This window comes from Coleofasciculus chthonoplastes PCC 7420 (assembly GCF_000155555.1).
Classification (GTDB): Bacteria; Cyanobacteriota; Cyanobacteriia; order Cyanobacteriales; family Coleofasciculaceae; genus Coleofasciculus; species Coleofasciculus chthonoplastes_A.
The window spans coordinates 94,792-106,819 of record NZ_DS989841.1 but is presented as its reverse complement, the minus strand read 5'-3'; the positions used below and the strand labels follow the sequence as shown (position 1 = coordinate 106,819).

Annotated in this window: 9 protein-coding genes and 2 pseudogenes; 4 read left to right on the top strand and 7 right to left on the bottom strand. The window is 43.8% G+C overall.

Annotation, left to right across the window (positions count from 1 at the left end; translation table 11 throughout):
- Positions 1 to 12: 12 nt before the first annotated feature.
- The 3 genes from MC7420_RS00460 to MC7420_RS34710 all read right to left on the bottom strand — a co-directional run bounded on the left by MC7420_RS00460 (position 13) and on the right by MC7420_RS34710 (position 1,897).
- Positions 13 to 585 (bottom strand): hypothetical protein, encoded by a 573-nt coding sequence (locus tag MC7420_RS00460; RefSeq protein WP_006097782.1) that lies wholly within the window; start codon positions 583 to 585, stop codon positions 13 to 15.
- Positions 586 to 915: 330 nt separating this feature from the next.
- Positions 916 to 1,083: a hypothetical protein gene (locus tag MC7420_RS38855; protein WP_006097964.1), complete on the bottom strand. Its 168-nt coding sequence runs from the start codon at positions 1,081 to 1,083 to the stop codon at positions 916 to 918.
- Positions 1,076 to 1,897 carry a protease complex subunit PrcB family protein gene (locus MC7420_RS34710; RefSeq protein ID WP_006097776.1) on the bottom strand — a complete coding sequence of 274 codons (822 nt, stop codon included), beginning with the start codon at positions 1,895 to 1,897 and terminating at the stop codon, positions 1,076 to 1,078. Before MC7420_RS34710 ends, MC7420_RS38855 begins: the two co-directional genes overlap by 8 nt.
- Positions 1,898 to 2,023: 126 nt before the next feature.
- Here MC7420_RS34710 and uvrC point away from each other — a divergent pair, with 126 nt between their 5' ends.
- Positions 2,024 to 4,051 (top strand): excinuclease ABC subunit UvrC, encoded by a 2,028-nt coding sequence (gene uvrC / locus MC7420_RS00450; RefSeq protein WP_006098110.1) that lies wholly within the window; start codon positions 2,024 to 2,026, stop codon positions 4,049 to 4,051.
- A gap of 122 nt (positions 4,052 to 4,173) precedes the next feature.
- Here uvrC and MC7420_RS00445 read toward each other — a convergent pair whose 3' ends face one another.
- Positions 4,174 to 5,463: an ABC transporter substrate-binding protein gene (locus MC7420_RS00445; protein ID WP_006097951.1), complete on the bottom strand. Its 1,290-nt coding sequence runs from the start codon at positions 5,461 to 5,463 to the stop codon at positions 4,174 to 4,176.
- A gap of 92 nt (positions 5,464 to 5,555) precedes the next feature.
- Here MC7420_RS00445 and MC7420_RS00440 point away from each other — a divergent pair, with 92 nt between their 5' ends.
- Positions 5,556 to 6,620: a potassium channel family protein gene (locus MC7420_RS00440; RefSeq protein ID WP_006098057.1), complete on the top strand. Its 1,065-nt coding sequence runs from the start codon at positions 5,556 to 5,558 to the stop codon at positions 6,618 to 6,620.
- 47 nt (positions 6,621 to 6,667) lie between these two features.
- Here the strand turns inward: MC7420_RS00440 and MC7420_RS00435 are convergent.
- Positions 6,668 to 7,453 (bottom strand): annotated as a pseudogene (locus tag MC7420_RS00435) (RNA-guided endonuclease InsQ/TnpB family protein); the annotation flags it as partial.
- Positions 7,454 to 7,517: 64 nt separating this feature from the next.
- Here MC7420_RS00435 and MC7420_RS36405 point away from each other — a divergent pair.
- Positions 7,518 to 7,607, top strand: a pseudogene (locus tag MC7420_RS36405) (transposase); the annotation flags it as partial.
- A gap of 17 nt (positions 7,608 to 7,624) precedes the next feature.
- On the opposite strand, the gene dcm reads toward MC7420_RS36405, so the two are convergent.
- Both dcm and MC7420_RS00425 read right to left on the bottom strand, forming a co-directional pair.
- A complete protein-coding gene (gene dcm, locus MC7420_RS00430; protein ID WP_006097981.1) occupies positions 7,625 to 8,938 on the bottom strand; it encodes a DNA (cytosine-5-)-methyltransferase in 1,314 nt (437 codons plus the stop codon).
- A 199-nt stretch (positions 8,939 to 9,137) separates the two neighbouring features.
- Positions 9,138 to 9,698: a pentapeptide repeat-containing protein gene (locus MC7420_RS00425; protein WP_006097989.1), complete on the bottom strand. Its 561-nt coding sequence runs from the start codon at positions 9,696 to 9,698 to the stop codon at positions 9,138 to 9,140.
- 491 nt (positions 9,699 to 10,189) lie between these two features.
- On the opposite strand from MC7420_RS00425, the gene MC7420_RS00420 reads away from it, so the two are divergent.
- Entirely contained in the window at positions 10,190 to 11,749 is a 1,560-nt protein-coding gene (locus tag MC7420_RS00420) for a SagB/ThcOx family dehydrogenase (protein WP_006098166.1), read from the top strand.
- Positions 11,750 to 12,028: the final 279 nt, after the last annotated feature.

Below are 12,028 nucleotides of genomic sequence, written 5' to 3'. Positions count from 1 at the left end.
TGATTATCAACTCTAAACCCAAACCGTAAAAACATAAATAAAATAGGCTAAATAAGAAACCCCAATTAGCCCGACGCTAATTCGACCTGTCATCGATTGATAACTTTGGACTAGCACAACACAGCTTATAATAACAGCGAGAATTTCCACAATTGTGACTATAGTGCCATAATGATTCGGGTCCCAATACGAAACCGGACTCTGGAACCGCCAATTGGAGAATGGGAAAAAATGCCGATGGGCATCATTATGATGCAGAGGAAAATCACCGACAATATGTAAAAACATGCTGGAGAAAAAGACTATACCAATCTGGGAACCCAACCAGCCTGTAAGAACTAAGCCAAAGACAATGAGGGGAATAGAATTGAAAACATCAATAAAATTTTGCCAACTTTCTTGGTGATACGCTTCTCGCCAAATTATTACTTCGGGTGTCCCCTTAATTACTTTTTCCACAAAGTAAAACACAAACATCGGGGCATCAGGGAGTAATGCACCGATGATGACTGGAGTAAGAATAGTGGAAGTATCCTGGCGTCCTAGGCATAGCATATTAATAATGATGTGGGCTGGGGTATTCATGGTAGACAGAGTAGAAAACGCTTTGAGCAAGCCCTAATTACTTTATTGTAATTGTAGGGTGGGTTAGGCGGATATTTAATCAGAGAAATAACCGTTAAATGTTCTATCCGCCGTAACCCACCAGACCCTTCTCTGTCTGATATTAAATCCGGTAGCATGGAATTTTTTTAACGCAGAGGAACGCAGAGGTAAGCGCAGAGGGACGCAGAGTTTTCGTCAGAAAAAACCTGGATATGAGCAAACCGAATACACTTTTTGACTGATACAGCAGAGTAATGGGGTTTAAGTCATGGAAAAATTGTTCCCTGTTTTCTGTTTCCTTTCTTGACATTACTCACAGTAATTGTAGGGTGGGTTAGGCGGATATTTAATCAGAGAAATAACCGTTAAATGTTCTATCCGCCGTAACCCACCAGACCCAAACCGTTCCCTGTTCCCTGTTCCCTGTTCCCTGTTCCCTGTTCCCTGTTTCCTGTTTCCTTTCTTGACGTTACTCACAGTTCACTATTTCAGTTTTACGGTTAAATTGAACAGGTAAATCGGATTGTTCTACCGTAACTAAGTGATACGGTTGAGTGATTGCCATTGTCGTCAGACAGTTCTGTCCAGGTTGCTGTTCTACAGCGTTAATCACCAGTTTATCATCTTTCATGAGAATATCTTTAATTTCAACACTATAGCCACCACTGGGTTTATTCCCTAGTCCAACTCCAATCACCATGTTTTCAGTAAAGTCAACATCAAGAGAGGATGGTGTTGGTATATCAATTGAATGAAGATTCGCCCAAAATTGCTCCCATGTCGCTTGATCGCGAATTATTGTCTCAAAGGGTTCTTCTAGTCCACTATTCCAGCTTTTTTCTAAGGTGTTAAACGCAACAGTATTGGATGGGGTTTCTGGGTATTCTAACATCCTTAAATCCTCTTGGGCTTGGCTTAATAGTTTTGTGCCACTACATAGGGATGTGGTTAAGCGATTATCTGAACGTGAGGCATAGACGAGGTAAGATTCTCCTTCAGTAAAATTGAAACCGCAACTCGCACTGGAATCAGATGTCATCACCATTAATCGGCGTCTTTCTTGTCCTTTCCAAACTTCGGACACTTCAAACATGACTCGTTTTTGCGGAAACGAAAATTGGGGACGTTGGTGAGTCCGACGAGGAGTGATCACATTAACGACTCGACCCGAAAAGACAGCATTAGCCGATTCAAAATGTTGCTCAGGCGTAGCTCGCATACAACTACAAGCTTGAGCCGATTCTGCCGATATGATAAATAGGCTGGCGGCAATCATGAGTAGTTTTTTCATTGATAAAAATCCTAATTTCCAGACTTCCCCTTTGACCTCTTGTCCTAATAAAATGTTCCATGTCTCATGAATTAAAAAAAGGTTTTATCATAGAGATAAGATGAGTAAGCGAGATGATCAGTATCTGTGATATCCTCGGCTAAAGTAACCCCTCTAGTCAATAATCCCGATCGCCTAGAACGTCGCCTGAAAGAAATCCCGGCTGAACCTGGGGTTTATCTAATGCGTGACGGGAGCGATCGCATCCTCTATATTGGTAAATCAAAAAAGCTGCGATCGCGCGTTCGTTCCTATTTCCGTAACACCCAACCCCTGAGTCCCCGTATCGCCATGATGGTGCGTCAGGTGGTGGAGATTGAGTTTATTGTTACCGATACGGAAGCCGAATCTCTAGCATTAGAAGCCAATTTAGTCAAGCAGCATCAGCCGTATTTTAATGTGCTGCTCAAAGATGATAAGAAATATCCCTATATTTGTATTACTTGGTCAGAAGACTATCCGCGTATCTTTATTACCCGCAAGCGCAACCTGAGAAAGGAAAAGGATCGCTATTATGGTCCCTACGTCGATGTCGGCTTGCTGCGAAGTACATTACACCTACTCAAGCAGATTTTCCCCCAACGTCAACGTCCTCGTCCTTTGTTTAAAGACCGCCCTTGTCTTAACTATGATATTGGGCGTTGTCCTGGGGTTTGTCAACAGCTTGTTTCACCGCAGGAGTATCGCCAGATGGTGCAAAAAATGGCGATGGTGTTTCAGGGGCGAACAGGGGAACTGATTGATATTCTATCCAAAAATATGGAACAAGCGGCGGAATCGCTGAACTTTGAGTTAGCCGCGAAAATTCGGGATCAGATTAAAGGGTTGAACGCCCTCAGTGCTGACCAAAAAGTTGCCCTACCCGATGATACCGTATCACGGGATGCGATCTCGCTGGCGGCAGATGCTAATCATGCTTGTATTCAATTATTCCAGATTCGTGCAGGTCGATTAGTCGGACGATTGGGATTTTTCGCTGAAGTTCCATCAGGGGGAATTGAACTAGGGGCAATTTTACAACGGGTATTAGAAGACCATTATCAAACCGTTGACGCGGTAGAAATTCCTAGTGAAATTTTAGTCCAGCATCAGTTAACCGACACCGAGTTATTGGCAGAATGGTTAAGTGAACGGAAAGGGCGCAAAGTTACTATTTTAGTTCCCCAACGCCAAACCAAAGCTGAATTAATTGAAATGGTGGAACGGAATGCGAAGTATGAGTTGGAACGGACGCAGAAATTCGCTGACCGCAATAGCCAAGCGATGCACGATTTAGCCGCAATTTTGGATTTATCCGATTTACCCCATCGGATTGAAGGGTATGATATTTCTCACATTCAGGGGGCGAATCCAGTAGCGTCTCAGGTGGTATTTATTAATGGGACGCCAGCGAAACAACATTATCGTCACTATAAGATAAAAAATCCGACAGTAACGATTGGTCATTCCGATGATTTTGCCAGTTTAGCAGAAGTCATTCGTCGCCGTTTTCGCAAATATAAAGATGTAGGGGCGGGTTTGACCGATACCATTTCGCCACAAACCGATAACCTAACTAAACCCGCCCTTTCCAACCACCAGGAAAACCCCGATGTAGGGGCGGGTTTGACCGATACCATTTCGCCACAAACCCATAACCTAACTAAACCCGCCCTTTCCAGAGAACAGGGAATCTCTAATGATTTCCCGGATTTAATTATGATTGATGGTGGTAAAGGACAACTCTCCGCCGTGGTTGCAGTATTACAGGATATGAACCTGTTAGATAAAGTCCGAGTGGTGAGTTTAGCCAAGCAACGGGAGGAAATTTTTCTCCCTGGTGAATCCCTTCCCCTCCCCACCGACGCTGAACAACCGGGGGTGCAATTATTGCGGCGTTTACGTGATGAGGCGCATCGTTTCGCCGTAAGTTTCCATCGCCAGCAACGCAGTAATACATTACGCCGTTCTCGCTTAGATGAGATTCCCGGATTAGGATTTGCGCGTCAAAAACAGCTATTGGCACATTTTCGTTCTATTGATTATATTCGAGAAGCATCGGTACAACAGCTTGCTGAAGTTCCGGGAATAGGTTCGCGTTTAGCCGAAGATATTTATACCTATTTTCACCCATGAGAATTAAATCTCCTACGACTCACCCCTCTGGCATCTGGTTGCTGTGGGGGGTGATTGGTTTAGAAGTTAGTCTGGGATTGATTTATCTGTGGGGGATTGTGGTGAGGGGAAAGGCGTATCCCCTACTTACCAGCTTTTGTATCCGACAAACTTGCCTCAATAGTCTGCAAAATCCGATCCAAATCTTGCCCGGAAACATAATCTATAATACCTGTCCAGAATGTCCCCGTGCCTACGGCTCCAGGAAGCAGATCGGAAGCGTCGTAGCGGATGAGTTCATCGTCAGATAATAAGAGTTTAGCTTGACGCTTGGTCACCTCATCGGGGTAAACCTCTAAACTCACCTGTTTGTGGGGTGAGATTGACCCTTTGATTCCAGCTAAAATTTCATGGGGTTCCACAGAAATCAAATACTCCATTAACTGCCGTGCTTCTGGAGTATCATTAAACATGCCGATGATTTGCCCTCCCACTAACAACGGCACACCTAAGTCTGGATCAATACTGGGAAGTATAAAAATATCAACATCCTCTCCCAACACAACATCATCGGGGAAAAACGAGGAGATAAACGTGGCTTGGTGATGCAGATAACATCCAGGCGGTTGCTCGAAAAGTGGCTTGGGTGAATCCCCAAAGAAAATACTCTGAATACCCGTTTTACCGCCAACAACATAGTCAGGATTTAAAGCAATCGTACCAAATTTTTCAAAGGCGTTCTTAACGGCTGGATGAGTGAAGGGAATTTCGTGGTTCACCCATTGATCATAAACCTCGGGTTCCACGGTTCGCAGCATGATATCCTCGATCCAGTCGGTTCCCACCCAACCCGTTGCCTCACCACTACCAAAACCAATACACCAAGGAACGCCTCCATCTGCCACAATTTGGTCAGACAGTACCATCATTTCATCCCAGGTTTTGGGGACTTGATACCCCTTTTCGGCAAAGGCGGCTGGGCTATACCAGACTAAACTTTTCAGGTAGATTCGATACCAGATACCGTAGAGGGTATCATCAACCCGCGCTAAGTTGAGCCAGTTCTGAGAAAAGGCTTCTGACAATTGGGTGGACGACAAAATTTGCTCAATGGGTATCAGTTTCCCATCTCTGGCAAAGTTTGCCATTAAACCAGGTTGGGGGAACAGGGCGAGATCCGGCGGATTTCCAGCGTCAACCCGCACGGGTAACACCGTGGTGAACGCATCCGTTCCCTCATACTTGACCTTTATCCCCGTCGCCTCGGTAAAGGGGGCTACCACTTGTTGCACTTCTTGAATTCCTTTCCCGGTTAGCGTACCCATGAGTGTCACGGTTTTGCTTGACTGTTCTCCCGGAAGACTGCAAGCGGTTAAGAGTATCAATAAACTCAGGCATAAACAGGTCAGCTTTCCGATTTTTGGGATGAACATCCGTTCTTTCTACTCCAGGGACGCAATGCAAAAATTTTATTTTACTGTGAAAATAGCTTAATGATGGGAACAGTTATCAATCATTCATCTGCGTGTACTCAACCCTAGAAGAGAAATATCAACGTTTGCGGAAAGAACTGATTGGTGGTGGGCTTGCCCTCTTGGGAGTCGCTCTCATTGGTACGCTATGGTACAAACTGGTGGAAGGGTGGTCATGGTCAGATGCTGCCTACATGACGATCATTACTCTGGCGACGGTTGGTTATGGCGAGACAAATCCTCTGGGCGATCGCGGACGCCTGTTCACCATTTCCCTGATTTTAATGGGTCTTATCGCCATTGGTTATATTGTCAATCGCTTTACAGAAGCCCTGATTCAAGGGTACTTTCAACAAGGAATTCGACTGAGGCAACGACGACGCTTGATTGATACCTTAACCAACCACTATATCCTCTGCGGCTTTGGTCGTACAGGGCGTCAGATTGCCCTAGAATTTAAGGCTGAGGGGATTCCGTTTGTCACGATCGACTCTCAAGCTGATCAGATAGAAGAGGCGCGAGAGTTGGGTTACATTGTTGTCCAAGGAGATGCGACTTTAGATAGTACCCTACATGCGGTGAGTATCGACAAGGCAATTTGTTTGGTGGCGGCGTTACCCTCTGATGCAGAAAATCTGTATACCATCCTCTCTGCCAAAACCCTCAATCCAAAAATCCGTGCCATTGCCCGGGCGAGTTCGGAAGACGCCTTGAAAAAGCTTCAACGTGCGGGTGCAGATGCAGTGGTGTCTCCCTACATCACCGGGGGTAAGCGCATGGCATCAGCTGCTCTGAGACCTCAGGTGATGGACTTTGTCGATGGGATTATCACCGGGGCTGATCGTTCATTTTACATGGAAGAGTTTCTGATTGACCCCTCAAGCTGTCCTTTGATCGGAAAAACCCTACGGGAAGCCCATTTGCGATCGCAAACCGGGGCATTAGTTTTAGCAATTCGCCGCGCCGATGGCAATCTGATTGCTGGACCTAATGGTGAAACCCTCCTACTCTCTGGAGATGTACTCATCTGCATGGGGACAGCCGAACAAATTCGCCTACTTAACCGTGTCCTCAGTCCCCTGCGTTCTCACTGGGTACGACGACCTAAGCATGGTTAAGGAGGTTGGTACAATATAGCACTACGAGGATACGTTAGGACATCAGTTTTGTGCTGTTTTCCTAGTTGCTTAATAGCTTTAAGTCTACCGTTGCTTCCTTTTTTGCGGCGTGAAACCCGCTTTTGAATAACCCGTAGCCGCTTTTGAGCTTTACGGTAATGCTGAGTAATATAAACAACTTTACCTTCAGAAGTCGTTAAAAACTCCTTCAGCCCCATATCAATCCCAGCGATTTTATCTGGGTTGAAGTCAGGCTTAATTTCTGGGACTGTTTTATCTTCCAGAGAAAGCGTCAAATAGTAACCATCGACTTTCTTGGTGACGGAAGCCGTCTTGATTTTAAACCCGTCAGGAATAGTCCGATGTAGGACGACTTTAATTTTTCCGAGTTTTGGTAAATCAATAAACTTGCCCTGTAAACACCCCTCTTTCATTTGAGGATAGGTAAAAGTGCGATAACGGTTACGAGCCTTAAACCGAGGTTTACCACTTCTTTTGTCGTTGCTATCCTTCTTGAGAAAACGGTCAAATGTCACCTTAACACGCTTGACTACATCTTGAAGGACTTGAGAATGAATTTCGCCGTACCAAGGGTGTGTCTTTTTGAGATGCGGTAAGGTTTTCTTTTGACTGTAATAGTCTGGATTGTCTCTCAGTTCTGGCAGATGACAAACAAGAGGACAGGCGTTAACAGGAGAACGATTTTGCTCATACCAGTTGAACCTATCCGCCAACAAATAGTTATACTGAGCGCACAACATTGACAGCCATCTGCCTAGCTTTGTGGCTTGGTGCTTTGTTGGACGTAATCGGTACTGGTAAGCTATTCTCACTTGCCTTTCAATTGGTATTACTATTACAGTATATACCAATTGAACGATTTTTACCGGATGAAAGTGGAATGGGTCTTACTTTATCGCCTCTTGCGGCGGCGTAACTGTGTCGGCATTAAAGAAATATATCGAGGGTCAAGACTCACCAGATTAATTGGTTGCTTGGTGTTCCTACAGCAACCCGCCTATCCATCCCAACGCCATCAGACTTTTGTTGGTGTGTTGACATGATAATGTATTCAAAATAACGTCGCGGGCGACAGCTTTCACAACATTGATACTGACAGAATTACCCAACTGATAGTACGCTTTATCATCGTTACTATGCAAAATAAACTCATCGGGAAATCCCTGGAGACGTGCGGCTTCTCGCGGTGTTATTCTCCGAACCCGATCATTGTGATAAATTCCTAATCGATTGGCATCGCTAGCAACCAACGTGACTGATATTTTTCGGGGATCTAAAAACTTGTAAACTTCAAAGGAGAAGTTCCCTGATACAGGTTTGTATTTACCATCAACAATTTGTAAATATTTTTTAGCCACGAGTGAGTCAAGAATTTGTTCTAAATGGGGATAATTAAAAAAGCTAGCGATTTGCTCTCGACTAAGCAACTTACCATCTTGATTACGACCGAATTCTTTATTCCGACGCTTCAAAATAAAACGATTCATTAACTCAATTTCTTCTGGACTACATTTTCCCCGTAAACCCAGTTCCCAGGAGTGCAGAGAATTTCCGCCACGATAATCAATCAGCCGCCGACCATGCAATTGATTCAAATTATTGTTTAATCGATTTTTTAGAGCTTCAACAAACTCCGGGGAACAATCATATTTAGAATCAGGATTATCTTCTAATATATCAGCCACGGCAACAGGTTGGGTCAAGGGATTAAATAAGGATAGCTGCTGACAATTATAGGAATGGGAATCGGGCGGACCTAAATCAGAAATCAACTCAAATTTTGGCGAAGCACCTAAAATCCCGACCATGTACAGGCGAACCCGGTTTTGCGGTAATCCAAAATGAGCACTGTTTAGGAGAAATGTATCAAAGCTATAGCCTCGGCTTTTAAGTTCATGCTTGATTGTTTCTAACGTTCTACCCCGATCATGACTATAAATACCGCGAACATTTTCAAAAATCAAGGCTTTAGGTTTACAGGTATCGATTAATCTTAATATTTCAAAAAACAATGTTCCTCTTGTATCTCCAAATCCCGCCTTTTTTCCCGCATAGGAAAAAGACTGACAAGGAAAACCTGCCAATAAAACGTCATGGGGCGGTAATTGGTTAATTTTCCGGATATCTCCTAATACCTCATGGTTAAAATTATTTTTGTAAACCCATTGACAATCTGGACTGATTTCACTTGCTAAAACACATTCAGTTTTGTAGTTTAAGGTGTTAGCTGCTTGTTCAAAGGCTAGGCGTATACCCCCTATTCCTGCAAATAAATCAATAAACCGGATCTTAGTCATTATGGTTCTTCGGTACTTGTGGTGGAAACCCTCGTTTTTAGAGAACTCTTAGCAGAGAGCAGGAAACAAGCAAAGCTTTGTTCAGCAAGCTTTTTACCAAAATCAATGACTTTTCTTTATCACCATAACGTAAAATTAAATATAGTAAGCTAAAGCTTACTTTAGCTTTTAGCCAGGAAATTGATTTCCTGGCTTAAGCCTATGATTCACAGTTTAACCCAGATGCTTGACAATCATGTCGATGTCCATCTGGATAAATAGTTGAACAATCGACATAAGCATTAGAAAAATTAACATTATGACTGCGAAAAAGAATTGCTCCCTTTAACTGAGCTTGACTTAAATTAGTCCGAGTTAAATTAGCACCGCTTAAGTTAGCATAATTCAAATTGGCATCCCTTAGATCAGCATTAGCTAAATCAGCCCCTTGCAAGTTGGTATAGGCTAAATTAGCACCCCGTAAATTGGCATGACGTAATGTTGCTCTTGATAGATTCGCTTGTTGTAAATTTGCCTGAGATAGATTACTCTGGCATAGTTTAGTATCGCTCAACTCAGCCGCTTGCAATTGGGCTTGTTGGAGTTGGGCTTGACTGAGATTAGAGTAAGGCAGATAACTCTTTTGTAAGTCAGAGCCATTCAAATTAATGCCTTGGAGATCCGCTTCAAATAAGTCTGCCTCACTGATATCAATTGCACTGAAGTCGCGTCTACCCTTAGCATATTGAGTCAGTAACTCTGTTCTACCAATCTTCTGCATCTGCTCTGTGACTCTGGAAGGTTCTGCTTCCTCTTCCCAATTTAATCTGCCTGATCAGGTCACTATGGATTTATGATTAAAACCCTATATTAATTGTAAGGCATTGTAGCGACAGCTACAGTTTTTCTAATTTTTTTTTAAGGATTATCAAGATTTATATTTAATCCTTGATGTAGATTGACAAGTCAAGATTTATATGATACAAGAAATCTGTCTTGATAGTATCAGTCAAGTCTTCAAAATCAGGGCTAATCAACTGGGTTTGTCGGTATCTAAAGGACGATATTCTTTCATCCTACTAATCATGAACGTCGGTTTGGTGTTCTAGGTAGAAATGTTTTATTATCGAAGTTGGAAATGATTAACTCCTATATCAACTACCCCACCCATGCTGTATAGGGACGAGATATACCAGCTACGAATTAGGATAACGATAGCTATATTAAGAACTTCTAGATAAAAGCAAAATCGAATACTATCCTGAAAAAACTATGTCAAACCCACAATTATCGATCGCGCAACACTATCACGAACGTACCAAATACGATCCGGAGACGATCGCATCCAAAAATAAGCGATTAGACTGGGACAATCAACCGATACCCTTTAAAGAGTATAAACTAGGAACGACCATTGATCTGAAGCCCTATCTCAAAGAAGATCCCCAGGCGTTCGCCCAGGAACCCGGTAAAAGTTGGTGGCGGTTGTCACGGTTGCTCTTGTGCAGCTATGGCTTAACCGCTAAGATGGCAACCATGATTGGACCTCCGGTTTATTTAAGGGCGGCACCTTCAGCCGGGGGATTATATCCGGCGGAAGTCTATTTAATTTCCAGTGGAACTTCTATATTAGCTCCAGGACTGTATAACTATCAGTGTCCTAGCCATTCTCTAGTGCGCTTTTGGGATAGCGAGGTTTGGTCAGGGCTACAAGAGGCGTGTTTCCAGCATCCTAGCTTAGAGACAACGGAACTGGCGATTATCACCACCGCTATATTTTATCGTTCAGCTTGGCGCTATGAAGACCGCGCCTATCGCCGAGTGTTTCTGGATACGGGTCATTTGTTGGGCAATATTGAACTGGCGGGTGCGTTAACCGGGTATCGCCCCTCTCTGATTGGTGGCTTTGTGGATCAGAAGGTGAATGATCTGCTTTATCTTAACCCAGAACAAGAAAGCGCGATCGCAGTGGTTCCCCTCACGGATCAATTCCAGGAACAAAGCAGCCCTTCTCAGCCCACTGCTTTACCGTCAGCGACGCAGTTTGACTATCCCGAACTTCCTGATGGAGAATTGCTGGCTTACCTGCATCAAGCGACGCAAATTGAACCGACAGATAAGCAGGAAATCGAATCGCCACCATCTGGAGAATCAGAGTCAGAAAAGGTAGGTGAAGACAAGTATAATTTTCCCTTCTGTACCAAAATCTCTACGACTACATCACCGATTCAATGGGGTAGTGTTACCGGGGAAGGATATGCGCCTCAAGCCTTGGAAAATACGATTCTCAAACGGCGGTCAACTCGCGCTTATACGGGTGCGCCGCTATCCTTAGATGAACTTAAATTGCTACTCGATTTCACCTATCAACCCCAACACTACAGCGAACAAGGGTTTGATAGTTCTCCTGATTATTTGGATTTGAGTTTAATTGAAACCTTTGTGGCAATTTCTGGGGTGGCGGGTTTAGATGAAGGCTGCTATTATTATGCACCAAAAGCCCAAGAATTGCGGCAAATCCGCTTTAAAAACTTCCGGCGGGAATTACATTTTTTGTGCTTAGGACAAGAGTTAGGGCGGGATGCTAGTGTGGTTCTATTTCACACAGCAGACTTGAAAAAAGCTGTCGCCAAGTATGGCGATCGCGCTTATCGTTACCTGCATCTGGATGCGGGACATTTGGGACAACGGCTCAATTTAGCGGCGATTTATTTAACGTTGGGGGTGAGTGGTATTGGCGGGTTCTTTGATCAGCAAGTGAATGAGGTTTTGGGGATTCCTCCGGATGAGGCGGTTCTTTATATTACTACCTTGGGACGTCCGAGAAGTTGATGGTCTTATGTCTTATGTTATATAGACACCCGCCAAGAACTCAAGTTCTTGGCTTATAGCTTAAGTCCATTAAAATGGACTAACAATGGATAGAGTTTGCGCGAAATTAAAATTATTGGAGTGCGAGCATCTTGCTCGCTACTAATACCCAATTTATAGCACTACGAGGTACGGAAAGGACATTAGTTAATCCAAACAGGGAACGGGGAACAGGGAACAGGGAATAGTGAAGGGTCATGTCAGGGCGGGTTTTGAACAAACGTTATCATCCCTAGCCAA